The sequence below is a fragment of the Lacisediminihabitans sp. genome (assembly GCF_043726815.1).
Taxonomy (GTDB): domain Bacteria; phylum Actinomycetota; class Actinomycetes; order Actinomycetales; family Microbacteriaceae; genus Lacisediminihabitans.
This window is the reverse complement of sequence record NZ_JAYSJZ010000105.1, coordinates 1-23,662: the sequence shown is the minus strand read 5'-3', so window position 1 is coordinate 23,662 and position 23,662 is coordinate 1. Positions and strand designations below refer to the sequence as shown.

Annotated in this window: 23 protein-coding genes; 11 read left to right on the top strand and 12 right to left on the bottom strand. The window is 66.5% G+C overall.

Going from position 1 to position 23,662, the window contains the following annotated elements:
- The first annotated feature begins 24 nt into the window (after positions 1-24).
- Positions 25-2,745, top strand: a complete 2,721-nt coding sequence (locus ACHZD8_RS16110) for a hypothetical protein (protein WP_394771443.1) — start codon at positions 25-27, stop codon at positions 2,743-2,745.
- A gap of 60 nt (positions 2,746-2,805) precedes the next feature.
- Here the strand turns inward: ACHZD8_RS16110 and ACHZD8_RS16105 are convergent, their stop codons facing one another.
- The 5 genes from ACHZD8_RS16105 to ACHZD8_RS16085 are packed head-to-tail and all read right to left on the bottom strand — an operon-like array spanning position 2,806 to position 6,896.
- The gene (locus ACHZD8_RS16105; protein ID WP_394771442.1) at positions 2,806-3,702 is read right to left on the bottom strand and encodes a class I SAM-dependent methyltransferase; all 897 of its coding nucleotides are present in this window, start codon (positions 3,700-3,702) and stop codon (positions 2,806-2,808) included.
- 37 nt (positions 3,703-3,739) lie between these two features.
- Entirely contained in the window at positions 3,740-4,642 is a 903-nt protein-coding gene (rfbA, locus tag ACHZD8_RS16100; RefSeq protein WP_394771441.1) for a glucose-1-phosphate thymidylyltransferase RfbA, read from the bottom strand.
- A gap of 3 nt (positions 4,643-4,645) precedes the next feature.
- The gene (locus tag ACHZD8_RS16095) at positions 4,646-5,260 is read right to left on the bottom strand and encodes a dTDP-4-dehydrorhamnose 3,5-epimerase family protein (RefSeq protein ID WP_394771440.1); all 615 of its coding nucleotides are present in this window, start codon (positions 5,258-5,260) and stop codon (positions 4,646-4,648) included.
- A gap of 59 nt (positions 5,261-5,319) precedes the next feature.
- Positions 5,320-6,063 (bottom strand): ABC transporter ATP-binding protein, encoded by a 744-nt coding sequence (locus ACHZD8_RS16090; protein WP_394771439.1) that lies wholly within the window; start codon positions 6,061-6,063, stop codon positions 5,320-5,322.
- Complete coding sequence (locus tag ACHZD8_RS16085; RefSeq protein WP_394771438.1) at positions 6,060-6,896, bottom strand: ABC transporter permease; 837 nt, start codon at positions 6,894-6,896, stop codon at positions 6,060-6,062. The genes ACHZD8_RS16090 and ACHZD8_RS16085 overlap by 4 nt, the downstream gene beginning before the upstream one ends.
- A gap of 82 nt (positions 6,897-6,978) precedes the next feature.
- Here ACHZD8_RS16085 and ACHZD8_RS16080 point away from each other — a divergent pair, with 82 nt between their 5' ends.
- Both ACHZD8_RS16080 and rfbB read left to right on the top strand, forming a co-directional pair.
- On the top strand, positions 6,979-7,860 hold the full coding sequence (locus tag ACHZD8_RS16080) for a glycosyltransferase family 2 protein (RefSeq protein WP_394771437.1): 882 nt from the start codon (positions 6,979-6,981) through the stop codon (positions 7,858-7,860).
- A gap of 36 nt (positions 7,861-7,896) precedes the next feature.
- Complete coding sequence (gene rfbB, locus ACHZD8_RS16075) at positions 7,897-8,880, top strand: dTDP-glucose 4,6-dehydratase (RefSeq protein WP_394771436.1); 984 nt, start codon at positions 7,897-7,899, stop codon at positions 8,878-8,880.
- Here the strand turns inward: rfbB and ACHZD8_RS16070 are convergent.
- Positions 8,877-10,208, bottom strand: coding sequence for a hypothetical protein (locus tag ACHZD8_RS16070; RefSeq protein ID WP_394771435.1), 1,332 nt, complete (start codon positions 10,206-10,208; stop codon positions 8,877-8,879). The genes rfbB and ACHZD8_RS16070 overlap by 4 nt on opposite strands.
- A 144-nt stretch (positions 10,209-10,352) precedes the next feature.
- Between ACHZD8_RS16070 and ACHZD8_RS16065 the strand changes: the two genes are divergently transcribed.
- The 5 genes from ACHZD8_RS16065 (at position 10,353) to ACHZD8_RS16045 (ending at position 15,456) form a co-directional block, all read left to right on the top strand.
- Entirely contained in the window at positions 10,353-11,558 is a 1,206-nt protein-coding gene (locus tag ACHZD8_RS16065) for a nucleotide sugar dehydrogenase (protein WP_394771434.1), read from the top strand.
- Positions 11,555-12,310, top strand: coding sequence for a glycosyltransferase family 2 protein (locus ACHZD8_RS16060; protein ID WP_394771433.1), 756 nt, complete (start codon positions 11,555-11,557; stop codon positions 12,308-12,310). Before ACHZD8_RS16065 ends, ACHZD8_RS16060 begins: the two co-directional genes overlap by 4 nt.
- Positions 12,307-13,341 (top strand): NAD-dependent epimerase/dehydratase family protein, encoded by a 1,035-nt coding sequence (locus ACHZD8_RS16055; RefSeq protein ID WP_394771432.1) that lies wholly within the window; start codon positions 12,307-12,309, stop codon positions 13,339-13,341. The genes ACHZD8_RS16060 and ACHZD8_RS16055 overlap by 4 nt, the downstream gene beginning before the upstream one ends.
- A gap of 12 nt (positions 13,342-13,353) precedes the next feature.
- A complete protein-coding gene (gene rfbD, locus ACHZD8_RS16050) occupies positions 13,354-14,205 on the top strand; it encodes a dTDP-4-dehydrorhamnose reductase (RefSeq protein ID WP_394771466.1) in 852 nt (283 codons plus the stop codon).
- A gap of 111 nt (positions 14,206-14,316) precedes the next feature.
- Positions 14,317-15,456: a glycosyltransferase family 4 protein gene (locus ACHZD8_RS16045; RefSeq protein WP_394771431.1), complete on the top strand. Its 1,140-nt coding sequence runs from the start codon at positions 14,317-14,319 to the stop codon at positions 15,454-15,456.
- A gap of 11 nt (positions 15,457-15,467) precedes the next feature.
- Here the strand turns inward: ACHZD8_RS16045 and ACHZD8_RS16040 are convergent, their stop codons facing one another.
- Genes ACHZD8_RS16040 through ACHZD8_RS16030 form a run of 3 tightly spaced genes read right to left on the bottom strand, consistent with a single transcriptional unit; the run spans position 15,468 to position 18,429 of the window.
- Positions 15,468-16,802 carry an LCP family protein gene (locus ACHZD8_RS16040; protein WP_394771430.1) on the bottom strand — a complete coding sequence of 445 codons (1,335 nt, stop codon included), beginning with the start codon at positions 16,800-16,802 and terminating at the stop codon, positions 15,468-15,470.
- A complete protein-coding gene (purE, locus tag ACHZD8_RS16035; protein ID WP_394771429.1) occupies positions 16,799-17,293 on the bottom strand; it encodes a 5-(carboxyamino)imidazole ribonucleotide mutase in 495 nt (164 codons plus the stop codon). The genes ACHZD8_RS16040 and purE overlap by 4 nt, the downstream gene beginning before the upstream one ends.
- Before the next feature lie 5 nt (positions 17,294-17,298).
- A complete protein-coding gene (locus ACHZD8_RS16030; RefSeq protein ID WP_394771428.1) occupies positions 17,299-18,429 on the bottom strand; it encodes a 5-(carboxyamino)imidazole ribonucleotide synthase in 1,131 nt (376 codons plus the stop codon).
- A 94-nt stretch (positions 18,430-18,523) separates the two neighbouring features.
- Here ACHZD8_RS16030 and ACHZD8_RS16025 point away from each other — a divergent pair, with 94 nt between their 5' ends.
- Positions 18,524-19,033 (top strand): GtrA family protein, encoded by a 510-nt coding sequence (locus ACHZD8_RS16025; protein WP_394771427.1) that lies wholly within the window; start codon positions 18,524-18,526, stop codon positions 19,031-19,033.
- On the opposite strand, the gene ACHZD8_RS16020 is transcribed toward ACHZD8_RS16025, so the two are convergent.
- Together ACHZD8_RS16020 and ACHZD8_RS16015 are read right to left on the bottom strand one after the other, a co-directional pair.
- The gene (locus ACHZD8_RS16020) at positions 19,030-19,566 is read right to left on the bottom strand and encodes a PH domain-containing protein (protein ID WP_394771426.1); all 537 of its coding nucleotides are present in this window, start codon (positions 19,564-19,566) and stop codon (positions 19,030-19,032) included. The two genes, ACHZD8_RS16025 and ACHZD8_RS16020, sit on opposite strands and share 4 nt — an antisense overlap.
- A 3-nt stretch (positions 19,567-19,569) precedes the next feature.
- Positions 19,570-20,379: a biotin--[acetyl-CoA-carboxylase] ligase gene (locus tag ACHZD8_RS16015; RefSeq protein WP_394771425.1), complete on the bottom strand. Its 810-nt coding sequence runs from the start codon at positions 20,377-20,379 to the stop codon at positions 19,570-19,572.
- 108 nt (positions 20,380-20,487) lie between these two features.
- Here ACHZD8_RS16015 and ACHZD8_RS16010 point away from each other — a divergent pair, with 108 nt between their 5' ends.
- The gene (locus ACHZD8_RS16010) at positions 20,488-22,059 is read left to right on the top strand and encodes an acyl-CoA carboxylase subunit beta (RefSeq protein ID WP_394771465.1); all 1,572 of its coding nucleotides are present in this window, start codon (positions 20,488-20,490) and stop codon (positions 22,057-22,059) included.
- Positions 22,056-22,292, top strand: coding sequence for an acyl-CoA carboxylase subunit epsilon (locus ACHZD8_RS16005; protein ID WP_394771424.1), 237 nt, complete (start codon positions 22,056-22,058; stop codon positions 22,290-22,292). Before ACHZD8_RS16010 ends, ACHZD8_RS16005 begins: the two co-directional genes overlap by 4 nt.
- A 384-nt stretch (positions 22,293-22,676) precedes the next feature.
- On the opposite strand, the gene ACHZD8_RS16000 is transcribed toward ACHZD8_RS16005, so the two are convergent.
- On the bottom strand, positions 22,677-23,662 hold a 986-nt coding region (locus tag ACHZD8_RS16000; protein WP_394771423.1), incomplete at its 5' end, for a hypothetical protein.

Below are 23,662 nucleotides of genomic sequence, written 5' to 3'. Positions count from 1 at the left end.
ACATTGGTCGTAGCTGCTTTGGCGATGGGCACAGTCGTCGCCGCGCCGATTCTGGTCGCCGAGCCCGCAAGCGCGGCCGCAGCATCCGACTGGAATCCCGGATACATCGTCAGCGATGCCAACTTTTATGACGGAACCGCCCTCAGCGCGCCCGGGGTGCAGAACTTCCTCCAAACCCGCAACTCCGGCTGCAGCACGGGCTGGGTGTGCATTCTGAACTACACGCAGGACACGCCGAGCATGCCGGGGACGGCATATTGCAGTCCGATGACGGGTAACAGCGGTGAGTCAGCAGCCAGCATCATCGCCCGCGTCGGCGCGGCCTGCAACATCAGCCAGAAGACGCTGCTCGTGCTGCTCGAAAAGGAGCAGGGGCTCATCTCCTCCCACTCTCCTTCGGCGTCGGCCTGGGCCCATGCGACCGGGTTCAACTGCCCGGACACCGCGCCGTGCAACCCGGCATACGCCGGATTCTTCTATCAGGTGTACTACGGAGCCCGGCAGCTGCAGGTGTACCGTGCGTTCCCCGGCTCGTTCAACTACAAGGCGCGCGCGGTCAACAACATCCTCTACTCGCCGAACTCGGCCTGCGGTTCATCCCCCGTATACATCGCCAACGACGCCACAGCCGCGCTCTACATCTACACGCCGTATCAGCCGAATGCCGCTGCCCTGGCGAACATGTACGGCATCGGCGACGGCTGCTCCAGCTATGGCAACCGCAACTTCTGGCGACTCTGGTCCGACTGGTTCGGCTCCCCGACCGGGCCGCCGATCGTGCTCGCCCAGCTGACCGGTACCTCGAACGTCTATCTGGTCGCCAGCGGGCGCCGGTACTTGTTCCCGTCGGCCGACATGCTCGCGCAGTATGCCTCATTCGGCAGCCCCGTCGCGATGACCCAAACACAGCTGAATTCTTACCCGGACGGCGGGGCCGTGCAGCGCGGACTGGTGTCGACAGACGGATCGGCCTGGCTCATCGACGGCGGTTGGCGATTCCATTTCGTCAGCTGCCAGCAGATCGTCGACTTCGGGATGTCCTGCGTCGGCCTCCCGGTGATCTCCTCGTCGATCCTCAACAGCAAGCTGGTGAGCGCGGGCGACCTACGAAGCCTCGTGATGCTGCCGGACCGCAGCAAGTGGCTGATGCAGAACGGAGTCCGCCATGAAGTACCCGATCCGTCGGTCCTGGCGCCCTATGGGATCGGGCCGCAGGTCTCTGGCCTCACCAACTTCTCAATCGGGCCATTGCAACTGGGTCCGCCTATGGTCGGCCCCGGCCTCTTCACCAATGGGGCGGGCAACTTCAGCACTGTCGGCGGCAACGGCCTGACCTACACGTTGCCCCCCGGCTCGGCAGCGGGCTCCCTCGGCTCGAGCGCGTACCGGATTCAACCCGAATCCTATGTGCGACTGCCCTCGATCACGGGAGTGCTGCCGACCCGCGTCGCGAGCAACGGTCGCACCTTCATTCTTTCCGACGGCGGATGGCTCGAGGTAGCGGCTTCGACCTATGGGGGCACCTCTCGATTCACCGCGATGCCGAGCCTTGCGTGGACCGGTTTGCCCGTGGCAAGTCAGCAGTTCGGCGCGCATTTCATTAGGGAGCGGTCAAACGCGCAGATCATGCTGGCCTCCGGTGGCTACATCCAACCGGTGGCAACATCGAGCGTCAGCTGGCTGGCGTCGACCTTCGGCGTGAATCCGACGATCTGGCTCGCTGCAAACGGCGGTCTGGCTGGCATCGACTCGATGTTCCCGCAGCCGTACACCCTGGTTCGAGTCACGGGGACCCAAGACCAGTACCTTGTCGCTGGAGCCCAGCGCTACCCGATCCCGGCCGGCCTGGTGAGCCTCTACGCACCGCTCGGTCCGGTTCAGGACATCACCCAGGCCCAACTCGACGCGTACTCCCAGCGGCCCGCCGCCCAACGCGCCGTCAAGGTCACCGACACCAGTTCCTACCTGATCGACTCTGGCAAGCGCTACCGGTTCACGGGATGCGCGCAGGTCGCCGACTTCGGGATGAACTGCGACCAGCTGCCCCTCGTCGACCTCGCGCAGTTGTCGAAGCTCGGCAATGGGGGCACGCTGCAGGCGCTCTCACAGCTCGCCGACGGGAGCGTGTGGTTGATGCAGGGCGGCCAACGCCGTCAGACACCCGATGCAAGCGTTCTCGCACCGTTCGGCATCCCGTCCACGACCACCGTGGTGTCGAACGAACTGCTCGCGGGGCGTCCGGTAGGGCCACCCGTGCTCGGTGCGGGACCGGTCACGGACGGCCTGAGTCACTATCGCGCGGTCGGCGGAGCCGGGGCCTTCGACCTCGCGCCCGCCGCCGTGGCCGGCACCGTGGGGAGCAAGGCGAAGTCGCTCCAGCCGGCATCCTTCGCCCTGGTCCCCTCCAAGGGGACCATGCCACTCCGCGCAACCGCAGATGGACGGTTCTTCGTCTCGATCGACGGTGGCTGGCTGGAGGTCAGCGCAGGCACCTATGGCGCACAGTCGGTGTTCACCGCTGTCCCGAGTCAGGCCTGGACCGGCCTCTCCGTGGTCGGGTCGCAGTTCTCGCCTCACTTCGTGCGCGAACGTTCGAGCCAGCAGGTGTTCCTGGCGTCGGGTGGAAGCCTGTCGAAGGTGCCCAACGTGGACACCCTGAACTGGATCGTTCGCACCTACGGCGTGGCGAGCTATGTGTGGGTGGCCTCGGATGGAGCGCTGGCGGGGCTCAACATCATCGGCTAGCTGGTCGGCTGGCTGGCTGGTCGGCTGGTCGGCTGGCCGGCCGCCTCGGCGGAACGTCGCCTACTGCGCCTTGGTGAACAACCCCGTTATTCGCCGAAGTGGCGCAGTGAACTTCCAGCTCGTGCTTGCCAGCACGTGCTCCAGATGCGCACGAGACACCTCAAGCTCGTGACCGTAGGCGGCGAGTTCGCGACGAAGATTCGCCGTCTCCAGCTCGAATGCAATCAAGCGATCACTGTCGTCGGCTCGCCGACTGATCTCGGCCCCGCGAGCCTGATAGAAGTCTCGAATCGGCTGAGGGTCATCGGCACCATGCTGGATGAGCTCCCGCACCTCGGCGGGTGCGTCTGGACCGTACGCAAGCACGCCGAGCCCGTGGCCGTGGTGGAACTCGAACGAGGGAGCCTGCTCGGAGAGCTCCTTCCAATAGCGGTGTACGCCGAAGGTCGGCTGAAACTCCTGCGTGTCGTGGAACACGACGACCGCGCGGGGGGACAGCTTGGCACGATAGGCCTCGAAATCTTCGCGCACGTCCTCGTAGCCGTGCCGGCCATCGATGTGCAGGAGGTCTATCGACCCGTCGTCGAAACGGGCAACGGCCTCGCCGAAGTACGAGCGCACCAGCTCTGTCGACAGGGGGTAGTTCTCCTGGGCGATCCGTGCCACGGACTGATAGACGTCTTCGCCGTAGAGTCCGGCTTGATCGTCCCCCTGCCAGGTGTCGATCGCGAAGAGGCGAGTGTCGAGGCCCAGCCGTTTCGCTGCCTCCGCAAAGACGAAGAACGAATAGCCATTGTGGGTTCCGAGCTCGACGATGGTTTGCGGCCGCGTTGCGGCAACCAGCCAGAACGCGAACGGAGCGTGCTCACGCCACGCAGAAGGCACCAGATGATTCGGCTGCCAGTACGAGGTCGCCCCGATCCCCGGGGTGATGGCCGTCGTGATGTCGCCTGTCATCGGTGCTCCTTCGGGCCTGAACAGTCGTTCGAGTCTGTCAAACCGCCGACTTGGGCGCAATCGACTCGCCGAAGTGCGAGTTTCGGGAAATCTGCTGCAGGTACTCCCCATAGCCGCTCTTCGCCAGTGGCGCCGCGAGCTCGAGCAGCTTCGTCTCGTCGATCCAGCCGGCGCGCCAGGCGATCTCCTCGATGCAGCCGATCTTGAAACCCTGGCGATCCTCGATGACCCGCACGTATTCCGAGGCCTGCATCATCGATTCAAACGTGCCGGTATCGAGCCACGCCGTGCCGCGATCAAGCACCTTCACCTGCAGCGCACCCTGGGCTAGATAGCGCTCGTTGACCGTGCTGATCTCCAGCTCGCCGCGGGCACTCGGCTCGATGGACTTCGCGATCTCGACGACGGCGTTGTCATAGAAGTACAGCCCGGGCACCGCGTAATTGCTCTTCGGGCGCACCGGCTTCTCTTCGATGGAGCGCGCCGTGAAGTTCTCATCGAACTCGACCACCCCGTACGCGGTGGGATTGCTCACGTGGTAGGCGAAGATCAGGGCGCCCTCGATCTCGCCATTTGCCCTCAGCGCGGTCCCCAGACCGGCGCCATGGAAGATGTTGTCGCCCAAGACCAGCGCGACGCTCTCGTCGCCGATGAATTCCTCGCCGATGATGAACGCCTGGGCGAGTCCGTCCGGGGACGGCTGCACGGCGTACTCGAGACGAATGCCGAGATCGGATCCATCACCGAGGAGTGCACGGAACTGCTCGTTGTACTCGGGCGTGGTGATGATCAGGATCTCTCGGATGCCCGCCATCATCAGAGTCGACAGGGGATAGTAGATCATCGGCTTGTCATAGATCGGCATGAGCTGCTTCGAGATGCCACGGGTAATCGGCCAAAGCCTTGATCCGGACCCGCCGGCAAGAATGATCCCGCGCATCGCCTAGGCCTTCGCCGTCCGGTCGAGGCTGCTGTAGAAGTCGCGAGCATCCTTCCAGAGCGGCAGCAGCCCACTCCTCTCCGCCTCGCGGAGTGATGGAGCTTCGAGATCCTTCGGGGACAGCAGCGCTTCGCCGGCCTCTGGCGGAAAGATCAGCGCGATATCCGGATCGAGAGGATTGATGCCGTGTTCGTGGGAGGGGTTGTACACGTCGCTGACGAGATAACTCACGGTCGCGTCATCGGTCAAGGCAACGAATGCGTGGCCGAGGCCCTCCGATATGTAAATGGCCCGGCGATCCACCGTGTCCAGGAGCACCGAATCCCACTGGCCGAAGGTGGGAGAGCCCACCCGGATGTCCACGACGTAGTCCAGGACCGCTCCGTGCGTGACGGTGACATACTTCGCCTGGCCGGGTGGGACATCGGCGAAATGAATGCCGCGAACGACGCCGCGCTGCGAGACGGAGGTATTCGCCTGCCGAAGGGACAGGGGATGGCCCACGGCGTTTTCGAGATGATCGAACCGGTACCACTCGAGGAAGACCCCCCGGTCGTCCGCGCGTTGAACCGGCGTCACCTCGTAGGAGTCGGGAATCGAGAGTTCTCGGATTTGCACGGTGTCGATCCTATCTTCGGTTGAATCCGCCGCGCCTGGGCGCGGATCGCGACTCGTGGTCAGCTTGGTTCGGTGTGGAGCGAACTCAGGTAGCTTTCGATGGTCGGTTCGGCCGCTCCGACCGCCCGAAGGTGCCCGTGGTCGAGCCAGGCGACGTTGTCGCACATCGACTGAACCGCCCCCATCGAGTGGCTCACCAGAATCACGGTCTTCTCGGCCTTCTTGAGGTCACGGAATTTCTGGTAGCACTTGTCCTGGAATTCCTGGTCGCCCACCGCGAGAATCTCGTCCACGACGAGGATGTCCGGGTTGACGTTGATCGCGATCGAGAATCCGAGTCGCACGTACATTCCCGATGAGTAGTTCTTCACCGGCTGGTCGATGAATTGTTCGACCCCCGAGAAATCAACGATTTCGTCGAACTTGCGCGACACTTCCTTGCGCGACATCCCGAGAATCGATCCGTTGAGGAAGATGTTCTCGCGACCCGACAGCTCCGGATGGAATCCCGAGCCGACCTCGAGCATCGCGGCGATCTTGCCGTAGTGCGTGATCGACCCCGAGTTCGGGTAATAGATGTTCGACAGGCATTTGAGCAGTGTGGACTTGCCAGACCCGTTGCTGCCGATCAGCCCGAATGTCGATCCGACCGGCACGTCGAAGGTCACGTCCTCGAGAGCCAGGAAGTCCTCGTGCACCGAGGTCCGGCGACGCATGATGGCCGACTTGAGGCTCTGATTGCGCTCGTGGTACATGCGAAATGTCTTCGTGACGTGGTCGACTCGAACAGCTACGTCGTTCACAGGGTCTCCGCCAGTTTCCGCTCGTTCCGCCTGAACACGAAGGCTCCGAGAGCGAGAGCTCCGAACGCCCAGCAGAGGCAAATCAGCCACTCGATCCCGTCCGGCCATCGGTTGTCGTAGAGCAGCTCACGGAAGACTGTCACGAAGTGGACCATCGGATTGAGGGAGTAGATTCCGGCAATCGTGATGGGCGTGCCTGCGAGACCGCCGACTTCGTTCGACTTCGCCGTGACCAGCTCAAGGGGATAGATGATGGGCGTGAGGTACAACCAGAGCTGAAGAACGATCGACAGAAGGTATTGGGTGTCCCGAAAGTAGACGTTCGCGATGGAGAGCAGCAGACCGACGCCAGCGGCGAAGATCGCCAGGATCGCCATGATCACCAGCATGAGCGGTATCCACGGAAGCACGAATCCGCCGGCGATGGTGATCGCGATAAGGAGCACGGCCATCTCGAACACCCAGTTGTACGCGTTGGCGCCGACCGTGGAGAGCGGCAGAACAATCCTGCTGAACGACACCTTCTGAATGAGATTCGCGTTGGCCAGAAGCGACCCGGCTCCGGAGTTGATCACGCTGGAAAAGAAGGTCCATGGCAGTAGTCCGCACAGCAGCCACAGTGCGAACACGTCCAGCCCGCTGGGGTCTCCCGGTCGGGGGTTGCTCCGAAAAATGAGTCCGAAGACGAACGTATAGATGAGCATGAGCGCCAGTGGGTTCGCGAGGGACCACAGCTGCCCGAAGATCGTTCGCTTGTACTGGCCGCGGACCTCTCGTGATGTGAGGTTGAACAGTAGTTCACGCGAGGCCCAGACTTCTCGCAGGTAGTTCATTCATCCTCGGCTTTCATTCACGGCGCTCACGATCTACCGTGAATCTCGGAACAATCTAGCCTAGAAGTATGATGGGCTACCGATGGCATCCTCCTCGCAGCCCCCAATTTCGCCGAAGGTGGCTGTCGTCACGGTGAGCTACGGCTCCGGCGATGTGCTCGAGGGCTTTCTCGCCTCCGTGCCGGCCAGCAGCACAGACGAGCTCGTCGTGGTGGTTGCCGACAACAAGCCGGAGGACGGCGACCTCGTGGCATCCCTCGCCGGCCGGGCGTCCGCCCGGTACCTGCCGCTCGCCGAGAACCGCGGCTACGGGGGCGGCATGAATGCGGCCATCCGCGCCCTTCCCGCCCAGGTTGAGTGGGTGCTCATCAGCAATCCGGATGTCGAGTTGGGCCGCGGGGCCGTCGACGTCCTCGTGGCGGCCGGGTCGGAAGACCCGCGGATCGCCGCGGTCGGGCCGGCGATCCTCACCGACGGTGTCGTCTACCCGTCGGCCAGGTCCGTGCCGTCCCTGCGCACGGGCGTCGGCCACGCCCTGTTCGCAAACCTGTGGCTCGGCAACCCGTGGACGAAGGCGTATCGCCGGGACTCTGACCTCGCCCCCGTGCGGCGGGACGCCGGCTGGCTCTCCGGCGCCTGCGTCCTCGTGCGCCGGAGCGCCTTCGACGAGATCGGCGGATTCGACGAGGGCTTCTTCATGTACTTCGAAGACGTGGATCTCGGCTACCGGCTGGGCAAGCTCGGCTACCGCAACGTCTACGAACCGGCGGCGGTGGTGACCCACACGGGCGCCCACTCCACCAACGAGGACTCGGCGCGCATGATCTCGGCTCACCACGACAGCGCACGCCGGTTCCTCAACAAGAAGTACTCCGGCGCGCTGCTCTGGCCGGTGCGGGCCACCCTCACCGTCGGCCTCTCCGCGCGCTCCGCACTCCTCAGGCGCCGGGCCGGCCACCACTAGAATCGTCAGGACTCTGCCAAGGAGGCAACACTCCCCATGAAAATTCTCGTCACCGGCGGCGCCGGTTTCATAGGCTCGAACTTCGTTCGCCGCACCATCGAAGACGCCTACCCGGGGCTCGAGGGTGCCGAGGTCGTCGTTCTCGACGCGCTCACCTACTCCGGCAACCTCGAGAACCTCGTCTCGGTGGCCGATTCCCCCCGGTACACGTTCGTCAAGGGCGACATCCGCGACGCCGCCCTGCTCGACGAACTGTTCCCCGGCGTCGATGCCGTCGTGCACTTCGCCGCGGAGTCCCACGTCGACCGCTCGGTGCGCGACGCGTCGATCTTCGTCGAGACGAACGTGCTCGGCACCCAGAAGCTGCTCGATGCGGCCCTGCGCAGCGGACTCAAGCGCTTCGTGCACGTCTCCACCGACGAGGTCTACGGCTCGATCGCGGAGGGCTCGTGGGACGAACAGCGACCGCTCGAACCGAACTCGCCGTACTCCGCGTCGAAGGCCGGCAGCGACCTGCTCGCGCGCAGCTACTTCCGCACCCACGGACTCAACGTCTCGATCACCCGTTGCTCCAACAACTACGGGCCGTACCACTTCCCCGAGAAGGTGATCCCGCTCTTCGTCACCAACCTCATCGACGACAAGCACGTTCCGCTCTACGGCGAGGGCAACAACATCCGGGACTGGCTGCACGTCGACGACCACACCCGCGGCATCGCGATGGTACTCACCCGCGGCCGGGCCGGCGAGATCTACAACATCGGCGGGGGCACTGAGCTCACCAACAAGGAGCTCACCCAGATGCTGCTCGACGCGACCGGCAAGGACTGGTCGTACGTCGACCGGGTCGCCGACCGCCTCGGCCACGACCTGCGCTACAGCGTGGACATTTCCAAGATCCAGGCCGAGCTGGGCTACGAGCCGCTCGTACCCTTCGAGCAGGGCCTCGCGGATGTCGTGCAGTGGTACCGCGACAACCGCGCCTGGTGGGAGCCGCTCAAGGCGCGAGCCGCCCTCTAGGGTTTCGGGAACTCGCCCGAGCGATAGAGGGCGAACAGGTCCGACCCGAGCAGGTCGGGCGACCAGGTCGCATCGGCGGCCCCCGCGAGCAGCGCGGGGTCCCCGGGCTTCTCCAACAGTCGCGCGAGATCCGCGTCGATCCGCTTCTCGCTGCCCGTCTCCCGCACCGCCTGGGCGTGAGCCTCGAGCACCAGGTCGACGGTGTTGAACCCGATGATCAGCACGAGACCGGCGACGACCGCGGCGAAAGCTCTCCTGCCGCGAGCCGCGAGCCAGGTGAGCTGAAGGCCCAGAGCCGGCAGCAGGAACACGATCACGAGGTACGCATAGCGCTCGGAGGCGGCGGCCGAGATCCCGAACGACATGCGCGAGTAGGTGGTGAGCGCCACGAACACGAGCGACCCCGCCACCAGGGCGTAGGCCGCCGTGGCTCGCGACCCGAGACCGCGTCGCACTGTCCTGATCACCCAGACCGTCGTCGTGAGCGCGGGAATCACGCCCAGCCAGATCACCGGCAGGCCCCGCCCGAGCCCTCCCCCGTACATCGCCGCCGCGTAGAGCCCGGCCCTGGCCACCCCGCCGATCGTCGTGATGCCGGCGGCCGGCACCGCGTAGCCGCGGGCGACGAGAAGGTACCAGAGCAGGTAGCTGACGGCCGTGGGGACCAGCAGAAGCCCCGTGCGCCACCAGCCGTGCCGAACCACGCCGACGACGGCCGCGGCGGCGAGCACCGGAATGGCGGTGCCCGAGAAGGTGGGGGCAAGAAGCGAGAGCACCAGGATGAGCGGGATGTTGAGGCGCGGCCGGTCGAACAGCACGAGCACCCACAGGCCGAGGGCGATCGCGCCCATGAAGCCGAACTGGAACGCCCAGAAGATGTTCTCCGACGCGCCGCCGAGAAGCAGGAGGGCGATGCCCAACACGCTCGCGAGCCAGGGTTGCACCCCCACCCGGTTCAGGATTCGCCAGACCAGGTGCACAACGGCGACGTGGGCGAGCACGGCGAGCGCGAGGAACGGCAGGTAGGAGCCGAGCCCGAGCCAGTTGCGCAGCAGCTGGAAGACGATCGCCGGCGACATGTTCCAGTGGCCGACGTGCGGCACCAGGATGCTCGCATCCAGTCGCGGGACCAGGATCGCCCAGTCGTCGCCGAAGAACCACTGGTCGCGTCCGATCCAGAGGAGCGCGACGAACCCGAGCACCAGCGACCCGTAGTGCAGCGTCGCCGGGGTCCACGGAGTTCGGCGCCCGTCGCGCACGCCGACCGTCGCTCGCGGCCCAGGCTGGCCGGACGAGTCGGGGACTTCGAGAATCGGGTCGTGTGGCATCCGGCGTCCAGCCTAGCTGCGGCATTCGGGGCGTCGGCGGAGGCCGCTCGCGCTGCAACTCTCGACGCACAGGTATATTGGCTGGAAACCCCGCCCAGCCGAGATCCGCTCGTTTCGAGCGCCTCCGCGAACCCGAGGACACCAATGCCACGAGAATTCGACAACGACGTCGTCGTCGTCGGCGGCGCCGGCCACGTCGGCCTGCCGCTCGCGATCGCGCTCGCCGACCGTGGGGCGTCCGTGGTGATCTACGACCTCAGCGAGACCGCCGTCGCCCTGATCAACGGCGGCACGGTTCCGTTCCTCGAGCCGGGGGCCGAGCCGATGCTGCGGGGCGCCCTGGCGGCCGGACGCCTCCGCGCCACGACGGAGGCGGCGGTTGTCGGCGACGCCCGCAACATCGTGGTCGTGATCGGCACCCCGGTGGACGACCACCTCAATCCAGACCCGAACGCGATCCCCAAGGCGCTCGGCGCCTGCAGCCAGTTCCTGCGTGACGGGCAGCTGCTGGTGCTGCGCAGCACCGTGTACCCGGGAGTCACCGCGCTCGTGGAGAGGATGATCGCGGGCCTCGGGGTGGACGTTCCCGTGGCCTTCTGCCCGGAGCGCATCGCCGAGCACCGGGCGATGACCGAGCTGTTCAGCCTGCCGCAGATCGTCTCCGCCCGCACGGTGGCGGGGCGGGAGCGCGCCGCCGAGCTCTTCGGGCTGCTCACCGATCAGATCGTGCACCTCGAACCGGAGGAGGCCGAGCTCGCAAAGCTCTTCACCAACACCTGGCGGTACATCAAGTTCGCCGCGGCGAACCAGTTCTACATGATGGCCAACGATCGAGGGCTCGACTTCGAGAAGATCCGCGCCGGGCTCACCCAGGACTACCCGCGGGCCAGCGACATGCCGGGCCCGGGCTTCTCCGCCGGTCCCTGCCTCTTCAAGGACACGATGCAGCTCGCCGCGTTCAGCGACAACACCTTCAGCCTCGGACACTCGGCCATGCTGGTGAACGAGGGCTTGCCTCTCTACCTCGTCAGCCGGCTCGAGAAGCGATTCGACCTGGCGAACGCCACCGTGGGCATCCTCGGCATGTCGTTCAAGGCCGAGTCCGACGACATCCGCTCGAGCCTGTCGTACAAGCTGCGTCGGGTGCTCAAGTTCAAGGCGAAGGGCGTGCTGTCGACCGACCCGTACGTCACCGAGGAGACCGATGACACCCTCCTGCCGCTCGACCTCGTGCTGGAGAAGGCCGACATCCTCGTGATCGCCACCCCGCATCCCGAGTACCGGGGCCTGCGCACCGACACGCCGGTCGTCGACGTCTGGAACGTCCTGGGCAACGGGGTGTTGGTGTGACCGACCCGACGCACCGGGTGTCGATCATCATCCCGGCCTACAACGAGGGCGAGCACATCCTGCCCGGCCTGCGGCGCATCGTCGCCGCCGTCACGAGCGACGCGGAGATCCTCGTCGTGGTGGACAGCGCAGACGACACCACGGTCCCGCCCACCGAACTATTCGCGATCGAGCACCCGCAGGTGCGCGTGGTCGTCAACGACTACGGGCGCGGACCGGCGAACGCCCTGCGCTACGGGATCGACCACGCGAACGCGCGCACGCTCGTCGTGACGATGGCGGACGGCTGCGACGACCCGAGGCAGATCGACGAACTCGTGCTGCTCGTGGAACGCGGAGTGGTGATCGCCGCGGCCTCCCGCTACATGGCCGGCGGACAGCAGGTCGGAGCGCCACGCTTCAAGAGCCTCCTCTCCCGCACGGCCGGGCAGTCCCTGCACGCGTTCGCGAATGCGGGGACCCGCGACGCCACCAACTCGTTCAAGGCCTACGACGCGGCCTTCGTGCGCTCCGTCGGCATCGACAGCCGGGACGGCTTCGAGATCGGAATCGAGCTCACCGCGAAGGCGCGGCGCCTGCGACTGCCGGTGGCCGAAATCCCCACGATCTGGCTCGACCGCACCGCCGGCACCACCAACTTCCGGGTGGCCGCCTGGATCCCCAAGTACCTGAGGTGGTACCGGTTCGCCTTCGGACCCCGCCTCACGCTCGACCAACTGAAAGCCATTTCGAAGAGGAGCCCCACATCATGACCGAACCCACGAAGGTGGTCGTCACCGGATCGGCCGGATTCATCGGCGGGTACATCGTCGAGGAGCTCCTGCGCCAGGGCCACAAGGTGGTGGGCGTGGACAACTACTCCAAGTACGGCCGGGTCGTGAAGTCCTACGACTCCCACCCCGACTACGAACTGATCGTGGGCGACGTTCAGGACGTCGACCTCATGACCCGCGTGCTCTCCGACGCCGACCACTTCATCGCCGGCGCCGCGCTCATCGGCGGCATCTCCTACTTCCACACCTATGCCTACGACCTGCTCGCCCAGAACGAGCGCATCATCGCTTCCTCGGTGGATGCCGCGATCGCCGCGCACAAGGCGGGTCGCCTGAAGAAGGTCACCTACATGTCGAGCTCGATGGTCTTCGAGTCCACCGACCGCTGGCCGAGCAAGGAGGGCGACGAGCGTCTCGTGCCGCCGCCCCTGTCGTCGTACGGCTTCCAGAAGCTCGCGGTGGAGTATTTCGCCCGCGCCGCCTGGGACCAGTACAAGCTGCCGTACACGATCGTGCGGCCGTTCAACTGCGTGGGGATCGGCGAGAGCCGGGCGCTCGGCGACGTCGAGATCGACTCCGGAAACGTGACCCTCGCGATGAGCCATGTGGTGCCGGACCTCGTGCAGAAGATCGTCAAGGGGCAGGATCCCCTGCACATCCTCGGTGCGGGCGACCAGGTGCGTCACTACACCTACGGGGGCGACCTCGCCCGCGGCATCGTGTTGACCCTCGACCACCCGGGCGCGCTCAACACCGACTTCAACATCTCCACGGCATCCGGGCACACGGTCACCGAACTCGCCGAGGTGATCTGGCAGAAGATCAAGGGCGAGGGCGTTCCGCTTCGTCTCGTGCACGACGAGGGCTACGAGCACGACGTGCAGAAGCGCGTGCCGGACACGACGAAGGCCAGGGACGTGCTCGGCTTCGAGGCGACCACCACCCTCGAGGACATGCTCGACGAGGTGATCCCGTGGATCCAGGCCGCGGTGAAAGATGGCACGATCTAAGGCGTGACCAAATTGCGATACCTCATCACCGGAGCGGGTGGAATGCTCGGCACCGACCTTCGGCTGGCACTTGCCGGACGGGAGGTGACGGCACTCACCCGGGCCGACCTCGACGTGACCGACCTCGATGCGGTGCGCGCGGCGGTGGCCGGCCATGACGCCGTGATCAACGCGTCCGCCTACACGAAGGTCGACGATGCGGAGAGCCACGAGGACGAGGCGCAGGCCGTGAACTCCACCGGGGCGCAGAACCTCGCGATCGCGGCGGCCGAGTGCGGCGCGCGGCTGGTGCAGGTGTCCACCGACTACGTCTTCGACGGCTCGGCGACGTCTCCCTATGACGAGGACACGCCCCTGAACCCGATCTCGGCCTATGGACGCACCAAGGCGGACGGCGAACGTCTCGCCGGGGCGGCCAACCCCGACGGAACGTACATCGTGCGCACGGCGTGGCTGTACGGGGCGAACGGCGGCAACTTCGCCCGGACGATGCTGAAACTCGCGACGACCCACGACACCGTCAGCGTCGTGAACGACCAGCGCGGCCAACCCACCTGGACCGCCGATCTCGCCGCCCAGATCGTGGCGCTGCTCGACTCCGAGGCGGCCCCGGGCATCTACCACGGCACCAACTCCGGCGAGGGGACCTGGTTCGACTTCGCCCGCGAGGTCTTCCGCCTGGCCGACCTCGACCCGGAGCGCGTGCTCCCCACCACCAGCGACCAGTTCGTGCGCCCGGCCCCGCGGCCCGACTACTCGGTGCTGGGGCATGCCGCCTGGCAGCGGGCGGGCATCCCCGAGATGCGCGACTGGCGCGAAGCCCTCTCTGCCGCGAACGACGCCGGAGTCCTCTCCGGCGGCTGATCACGCTCGGCGAGTTCCGTCCGCACAGTGACCCCCATTCGTGGGGCACGCCGATCGGCTGGTAAAGTCGAGCGGTGGCCCGGCGGGTCCGGAAGACCTCATTGGAGCGACATGACGACCCTTCGCGTGATCGTGGACCAGATCGTGGCCCCGATTCCCGGCGGTATCGGCAGGTACACGGAGGAACTCACCCGAGAGCTGATTCACACGGCGCCGCTCGGCTGCGAGGTGACCGGCATCGTGTCGGCGTCGCCGGAGCAGGACTATGAGCGCATCACCACCCTGCTGCCCGGTCTTGCCGGCCTGTTCAAGAGCGCCCTCGCCCGGCGCGAACTCGAGACAGCGTGGCAGTTCGGTCTCACCCGCCTGCCCGGCACGGGCATGCTACACGCCCCCGGCCTCTTCGCCCCACTCTCGAAGCACGACCGGCTCAACAACGCCGGCGACCAGACCGTGGTCACGATCCACGATGTGATCCCGTGGACTCACCCCGAGTCGCTGTCTCCGCGACGGCTGGCCTGGTACAAGGCGATGACCAAGCGGGCGTACAAGTACGCGGATGCCGTCGTGGTGCCGACGCACGCCGTGGCGACCGAGCTGGCGGAGATCTACGACTTCGGCGACCGGATCCGGGTGATCGGCGGTGCTGTCAGCTCCAAGCTGACGACGCCGATCGACCCAGAGGTGCGCGCGGCGCGGCTGGAGCTTCCCGACCGGTACATCCTGAGCATGGGCACCCTCGAGCCGCGCAACGGTCTCGTCCCGCTCATCCAGTCGCTGTCCCGCCCGGAACTGGACGGGATCCCGCTGCTCATCGCGGGACCAGAGGGCTTCAAGGGCCAGGACCTGGCCAGCGTCGCCGCCGAGGCCGGGCTCGAGGAGGGCCGCGTGCGCTCCCTCGGCTACCTTGCGGACGCCGACCTCGCCGTGGCCCTCGGACGCGCGGCGGTCTTCGTGTTCCCGAGCCTTGCCGAGGGATTCGGCCTGCCGGTGATCGAGGCTTTCAATTTCGGGACGCCCGTCGTGCACTCGGACGACGCGGCCGTGGTCGAGGTCGCCGCCGGCGCCGGCCTGGTCGTGGCCCGCGACGATCCGGAGGGCTATGCCGACCGGCTGGCCGCGGCCATGTCCTCGGTTCTCACCGACCACGAGCTCGCGACCAGACTCGGCTTCCTCGGCCAGGACCGCGCGGGCGCGTTCAGCTGGAAGGACTCGGCGGAGAAGGTCTGGCAGCTGCACGCCGACCTCTAGACCGAGGAAGGTTACGGCGCGGGAGTAGAAGTCTTGGGCGCGAGAGCCTGGGCGACGAGCTGACGGATCTTGGCGAAGTCGGGATTGCCCGGCTGCACGAGGGGCGGCACGAGTTCGAGGTGCGCGACCGGGAGCTTGCGTGACTTCTCGGCCAGATCCACAAAACCGCCGAGCGCCGAGCTCGGCACATCCGTCTTCACGACCTGGGCCCCGGCCTGCGCGATCGCCTGGAACTTGCTCACGATGATCGCGGGCTGGAACTGCTTGATGATCGCCTCCTGCACGAGGCGCTGGCGCGCCATCCGCTCGAAGTCGTTGCTGTCGTAGCGCGTGCGGGCGTACCAGAGAGCCGTGGCGCCGTTCATCTTCTGGGTGCCCGCCTCCACCCAGCCGGTCGGCTTCGCGCCGGTGACTCCGCCGATGGGGGTGCGGGTGGGCACGTCCACCGTGACGCCGCCCAGCGCGTCGACGAGGTCGGAGAACCCCTGCATGTCGATGAGGCCGAAGTACTGGATCTTGATTCCGAGCACGCCCTCGACGGCATCCCGCATCGCCTCGATGCCCGGCAGGCTGCCGTTCGCGACGGCCTTCGGATACAGGGAGGGGTGCTCTTCACCGTAGGTGTACAGGTAGTCGATGAGGCACTTGTCGCCGCAGTTGTAGCCGTTCGGGAACGGGCCGTAGAGTGGCGAGCCCTTGACGAACGGGATCTGTTCGAGGTTGCGGGGGATGCCGATGATGGTGGTCGCGCCGGTCGCCGCGTCGATGCTCGCGACCGAGGTGCTGTCCGGACGGAGTCCCGTGCGGTCGGGACCCGCGTCCCCGCCCAGCAGCATGATGTTGTACCGCCCGTTCACGGGCGGGGCCATCGTCGATCCGGCGAAGATCTGGCCCAGTGCCGAGCGGGCGCTCCCCGCCGTCGCCGCGGCATAGCTGGCGCCTCCGGCCGTGGCCACGAGCGCGAGCACCGCGAGGGCCGCGATGAACGGGCGCGTGATCGGGGCGGCCCGGATCAGCCGCACGAGCCGCAGCGTGTCCAGCGTGAGCACTATCCAGAGGATCGCGTAGCCGGCGAGCGCCACCTGCGCCACGGTGAGCACGATCGGATTGGTCACGATCGTGTAGAACACCGTATGCGCCACGAGGTAGACGACGAGGCTCAGGAGGGCGACCGCCCAGAGCAGGAAGGTCGTGCCGACGCCGAAACGACCGAGCCTGCGGTTGCCCGCAAGGATCTGCGCCGAACCGGGGATGAGGATGTTGAGCCCCACGAGCCACCAGGCCCGCTTGGTCATGACGTTCGGGGAGCGGAGGTCCGGGTCGCGCACCGGGTTGATGGCGGTCACAGCGTCGACTTCAGCGCGGCGTTCTTCTGGGCGACCAGTGCCTCGAGACCCTTCGCGTAGTCGGACAGTCTCGCCGACAGTGCCGGGTCGGAGACGGCGAGGATGCGGATGGCGAGAAGGGCCGCGTTGCGAGCGCCACCGATCGAGACGGTGGCGACGGGCACTCCGGCCGGCATCTGCACTATCGAAAGGAGCGAGTCGAGGCCGTCCAGCGTGGAGAGGGCCACCGGCACGCCCACCACCGGCAGCGTCGTGACCGACGCGAGCATGCCGGGCAGGTGGGCGGCGCCGCCCGCTCCGGCGATGATGACCCCGAGGCCGCGAGCGGCCGCTTCCTTGCCGAAGGCGATCATCTTCTCGGGGGTGCGGTGCGCCGACACGACCTCCACCTCGTGCTCCACGCCGAACTCCGTGAGAGTCTCCGAGGCGTCGCGCATGACGGTCCAGTCGGAATCTGAACCCATGACAACGGCGACCCGGGGCTCTGGCATAGGCATCAGCCTAGATTGTCGTCCTGAAAATACGCCGCAGCGGCACGCGCCTGATAGGCCACCTCGTCGAGATCGTCGCCGCCGGCCGTCACGTGGCCCACCTTGCGGCCAGGACGTGGCTCCTTGCCGTAGTTGTGCACCTTCACCGTCGGCTGGTCGGCCAGGGCGGCCGGGTAGCGGTCGGCGAGGGAACCCTCCGCCGGTCCGCCGAGGATGTTCACCATCACGGACCAGAGGTCGCGGGTGCCGGTGGCCCCGAGCGGCAGGTCGAGCACGGCGCGCAGGTGCTGCTCGAACTGGCTCGTGGTCGAGCCATCGATGCTCCAGTGGCCGGTGTTGTGCGGGCGCATGGCGAGCTCGTTGACCAGCAGGCGCTCATCCATCGTCTCGAACAGCTCCACCGCGAGCACACCGGTCACGCCGAGCTCCTCGGCGACGGTGGTGGCGATCTCGCAGGCCACATCCGCGAGCTTCCCGGCCGAGCGCGGGGCCGGGGCGATCACCTCGGCGCATACGCCGTCGCGCTGGATGCTCTCCACCACCGGCCAGTTCACGATCTCGCCGGAGGGGCGCCTGGCCACCAACTGGGCGAGCTCACGGCGGAAGTCCACGAGTTCCTCGGCGAGCAGCGGGTCGCCGACCGCGAGCCAGTCTGCGATGTCCGCCGACGAGGAGACGACACGCACGCCCTTGCCGTCGTAGCCGCCTCGCGCCGTCTTCACGACCGCTCGGCCGCCGTTCGCCTCCAGAAAGAGGTCGAGCTGCTCCGCGGTCTCGATGCGTGCCCACTCGGGCACCGGCACGCCGAGCTCGGAAAGCCGCTCCCGCATCAGGAGCTTGTCCTGGGCGTAGACCAGGGCATCCGGGCTCGGGTGAACCCGCACGCCGCGCTCGACGAGCTCGCGCAGGATCTCGGTGGGCACATGCTCGTGATCGAAGGTCACCACGTCGACCCCCTCCGCAAAACGCAGGACGTCTTCGCGGTCGCGGTAATCCCCGATGGTTGTCGCCGCGAGCGCGGCCGAATCTCCTGCGTTTTCGGCGAGAACGCGCAGTTCGATGCCGAGATTCACCGCGGCCGGGATCATCATCCTGGCGAGCTGTCCGCCCCCGATTACGCCTACTCTGAGTACCATTCCCCCAGCCTATCGAGCCGTTTCAGCGTGCGTTCCGCCTCGGGCGCTAAGATCCTTCTCGCCCACCCTCCGCCAACGACACCCCGGGAGTCCCGTGTTCCAACGGCTCGTCGACCTTGGCAGGGTCCTCTACTCCAAGCTCATCGGTTACGTCCTCAAGTTCGGCGTGGTGGGGCTCGTCGGCTACGTGATCGACGTGAGCATCTTCAACGCCCTGCGCCTCGGACTCTTCGGGGAGGGGCACTTCTTCCAGGGTCCGATCGGGGCGAAGATCGTCTCGGTCGCCGTGGCGACCCTCGCGAGCTGGTTCGGCAACCGGTACTGGACATTTCGCGAGCACCGCCGCAAGAACTACCTGCTCGAGCTCGCCGAGTTCACCGTCGTGTCGGTGGGCGGCCTCGCCATCGGCCTGCTCTGCCTGTGGGTGTCGCACTACCTTCTCGGCTTCACCTCGCTGCTGGCCGACAACATCTCATCCAACGTCGTGGGGCTCGTGCTCGGCACGACGTTCCGGTTCGTGCTCTACCGGTTCTGGGTCTACGGTCACCAGCGTTCAGACAACCTCTCCGCCCTGCGGGACAAGGCAGACGCGCCGGTCTCCTAGCGCTTGCCCCAGGCCGTCGTCTCGTCGGACGCCCTCGAGGCCTCGGCCTGCCGGCGCGCGGCGATCGGGTTCAGGCTGCGCTCCATCAGGTCGTGCAGCGCGCTCTGCACGAGGTCGGCGCCCGGCACGTCGCGCAGCAGCACAGGATGCTCGAGGCCAGCGTTGATGAACACGTCGCCGCTTCCGAACATGCTCTGCAGCGAGTTCTGCCGCACGGTCACGTCATAGCCGCGGCTGTGCAGCAACTCCTGCCGCACGCGAACGAAGAATCCGGTGCGGATGATGATGCGGCGGGTGGTGATGATGTACCGCTTGCCCAGCCAGGCCAGGAGCGGCAGGAGCCAGAGCAGCACGATCACGAGGGTGCCGCCGGCGAGAACCGCCACGTTCTGCCACTGTTCGGAGAAGCCGCCGTTGAAGTACGCCATCGCACCGACGGTGGCGATCAGCACCAGGCTCGGCCAGAACAGCACGCGACCGTGGGGCCTCACCCGGGCGACTACCCGTTCGCTGTCCTGCTCGTCGCTTGCCATGTCCTATTCATACCGCAGATGTGTCACGTCGCCGGCGGCGACAGCCACTACGCGACCATCCGTCGACCGGGTGACGACGAGCCTGCCGGTGCGATCGATCTCGGTGGCCGTGCCGACGAGCACGTCTCCCCCCGGCAGCTGCACCTTCACCTGCTGGCCGAGGGTGCTGCAGAGCGCGCCGACCGCGTCGGCCACACCGCTCGCCCCGGGGTCGGCCCCGAGCCGGAGGAACTCGGCATAGAGGGGCGTGAGCTCTCCGAGGAATCCCGCGAGCGCGGCATCCGCGAGTTCCGGCAGGGCGGCGGATGCCCCGAGAAGGGAGAGCGACGTCGAGGTGGGAGTGGGCAGCTCGTTCTCCGCGAAGGCGAGGTTGAGTCCCGCGCCGATCACCACGGCGTCCTGGCTGGGGAGCAACTCGGCGAGCAGCCCGGACACCTTGCGGCCGTCGACCTGCACGTCGTTCGGCCACTTGAGCGTCACGGAGTGGTCTGGCACGAGCGCGGCAACCGCCCTCGTCATCGCGACGCCGGCGATGAGCGGCAACCAGCCGAAATTCTCCAGGCCGAGCGGCTCCCCGGCGGGCAGGCGGGGTCGCAGCAGCACCGAGATCGCGATCGCACGTCCGGGCGGCGCGACCCAGACGCGGCCGAGCCTGCCGCGGCCCTCGGTCTGGTTCAGCGTCACCAGCGCGGAGAGGTCTGGCCACTCGTCGCCGTCGGTCGACGCCCGCCGCACGAGCTCGGTGTTCGTCGAGCCGCACTCGTCGAGAATCTCGAGCCGTGCCGCGAGCCGTCCGCTGCGAGGAAAGTCCATGCTCCAAGGGTACGACCGACCATGCTTCGGCCGGTGTTTTGTAGATCATCACCACCGGTTGCGTCCGATCGTGAACGCTAAAGTGAACGGGTGACTGCAGACAACGACATGTATACGACGGCGGGCAAGCTCGCCGACCTCAAGGTGCGCTACCACGAGGCCGTGACGGCGAGCGGCGAGGCGGCGATCGAGAAGCAGCACTCCAAGGGCAAGAAGACGGCCCGCGAGCGCATCGAGCAGCTGCTCGACCACGGGTCGTTCGTGGAGCTCGACGAATTCGTCCGTCACCGCACCCACGCCTTCGGCATGGAGAAGAAGCGTCCGTACGGCGACGCGGTCGTCACCGGCACCGGTACCATCCACGGCCGTCAGGTCGCCGTCTACAGCCAGGACTTCACCATCTTCGGCGGCTCGCTCGGCGAGGTGGCCGGCGAGAAGATCATCAAGGTCATGGATCTCGCCCTCAAGACGGGCGTGCCGATCATCGGAATGCTCGACTCGGGCGGCGCCCGCATCCAGGAGGGCGTCGTCGCCCTCGGCAAGTACGGCGAGATCTTCCGCCGAAACACTGCCGCGTCCGGCGTCGTCCCGCAGATCTCGATCATCATGGGTCCGGCCGCCGGCGGCGCCGTCTACTCCCCCGCCCTCACCGACTTCGTGATCATGGTCGACAAGACCAGCCAGATGTTCGTCACCGGTCCCGACGTGATCAAGACCGTCACGGGCGAGGACGTGGGCATGGAGGAGCTCGGCGGGGCACTCACCCACAACAAGGTCTCCGGCGTCGCCCACTGGCTCGCCGCCGACGAGGATGACGCGCTCGACTATGCGCGCAGCCTGCTGGGCTTCCTGCCGGACAACAATCTGGCCGAGCATCCGGTGTACGAGAGCAGCGTCGAACTCGAGACGACCGACGAGGACCGCCGCCTCAACGTGCTCATCCCGGACAGCCCCAATCAGCCGTACGACGTCGTCACCGTGATCGAGCACATCGTGGACAATGCAGACTTCCTCGAGGTGCAGCCGCTGTTCGCGCCCAACATCGTGATCGGATTCGGCCGCGTCGAGGGAAGATCGGTCGGCATCATCGCCAACCAGCCGTCGACCATGGCCGGCACGCTGAACATCGACGCCGGGGAGAAGGCCGCGAGGTTCGTGCGGTTCTGCGACGCGTTCTCGATTCCGATCCTCACCCTGGTCGACACCCCCGGGTACCTGCCGGGGACCGATCAGGAGTGGACCGGCGTCATCCGCCGCGGCGCGAAACTTCTCTACGCCTACGCCGAGGCGACGGTGCCGCTCGTCACGGTCATCGTGCGCAAGGCCTACGGCGGCGCGTACATCGTGATGGGGTCGAAGCAGCTCGGAGCCGACCTCAACTACGCCTGGCCCACCGCGGAGATCGCGGTGATGGGCGGGCAGGGTGCCGTGCAGATCCTCTACCGCAGCGAGATCAAGGCCGCGGAGACCGCCGGAGAGGATGTCGCTGCCGTGCGCACGAAGCTCGCCAACGAATACACCTACAACGTCGCGAGCCCGTTCCTGGCGGCCGAGCGGGGCGAACTCGACGGCGTGATCGAGCCGGCCGCGACCCGGGTCGTGGTGACGAAGGCGCTGAGGGCCCTCAGGACCAAGCGTGCGAGCCTCCCGCCCAAGAAGCACGGGAACATCCCCCTGTGAGCGGCAGCGAGCCGCAGGAGGCCGCGGAGGCGATCACCGTGCTCAGCGGTGATCCGACCCCGCTCGAGCTGGCGGCGGTCACCGCCGTCATCACGGCGATGCTGGACGAGGCCCAGGACGATGACGACTCACGCGTCGCCCGCGGCGGACAGAGCGCCTGGCAGCGGAGCCAGCGACAGCTGCGCGGCACGCTCGTGCCCGGATACGGCGCCTGGCGCGGCTTCGCCGGCTAGTTTCCGGCGTAAACACCCCCGAACGAGTGCCATTTCTGCGGTTTCCAGAGCCCGGGAGCGTTGATTTGACGAATTCCGCAGATATCTGCTGCGGATCCCGACGGTAATGAGACACGTGACGGAGGAAAAGTTCCCTCTTTGGCCAAACGTACCCCGGTATCCGCACTCGTGGCCCCGAAATTCCCGGTATTTTCGGCCCTCGAACGGGTGACAGGGTACAAAATTGTCCCCCGCAAGTCCCCCTAAGTGACGACTTTGCCGTACGGTCTGTGCGTTGCAGTATTGACAGTGCTAGGTGTCTCTCATTCGAGTTACACCACCATTCATTAGCCAACTAGGGTAAGCGGGCTAATGATTTGGGGGCGGGTCAGGGCGATATTCGGGTTATCGCCCTGACCCGGGTTCAACCCCGTGCGGTGCACGGGGAATTTCGAGCCACAGGTCCACCTCGTCCTCGATGAGAGAATCGCGTCCGAGTGCCACGGACTCATGGTCTGCCACGCTGTGCAGGCCCACCACGGTCACCGCGACATCCGACCCTTCCGGCACTGTGCGGACAATTATCTTGTCCGCGTCGGTTTTATGGATCGCGACCGCAAGGCGAGACAATACGCGCTCGAGCTCGGCATCCGTCAGGTCATCAAGGCTGCCCTCGTCGAGAAGGGTAACCGTGGCTCCGCGGCGGCGCGCGAGCATCACCTCATCGCGCACGGCTTCGTTGAGCAGCCGGCGTCCGCGGATCTCGTCACGGATCGCGCTCTCGAGATGCAGGCACTCCTCACGCTGCTCGTCCGTGAGGTTTCCGCCGCTGGAGAGAATCTGGCGGAGCATCCCCAGCGCCATCGTGCTCGTCTGCGCGAGTCTGGCCTGTCGCTCATGAAGGTGCGCATCCTGCGCAGCCTGCCAGTCGGTGGCTTCGCGTTCGGCCCGCGCGAAGCGTCTCGCATCACAGCCCGCCTTGGCGAGGGCAATGCTCAGAATATGCGAAACCGCCACCCAGGATGCGCTACCCACGATGCCCAAGCTCAGCAACCCCGCCGGCCCTACCGGACCCACGACCGTGATCGTGTGTGCGACCAGGAATGCGATCCCCAGCCACGCAAAAATATGACGACCGCGCGTCGACGTGATGGTGAGCAGTGTTCCACTCGCCGCGACGTACCAACTCGCGTAGCCGGTTCCGCCCGGCCGGTCGAAAGTGAGTTGGGCAGCAACCAACAGAGTGATCAACACGACGACAGCGAAGTTCAATGCTGCCATCCACATCGGCATGGGTTGTCGCCCCGGCAGCAGGCTGAGAATGCTCGCGCCGGCATATAGCGCCATCGCGATGAATACCGGAACCGGGTTGCGCGGCTGGTCGATCGCGT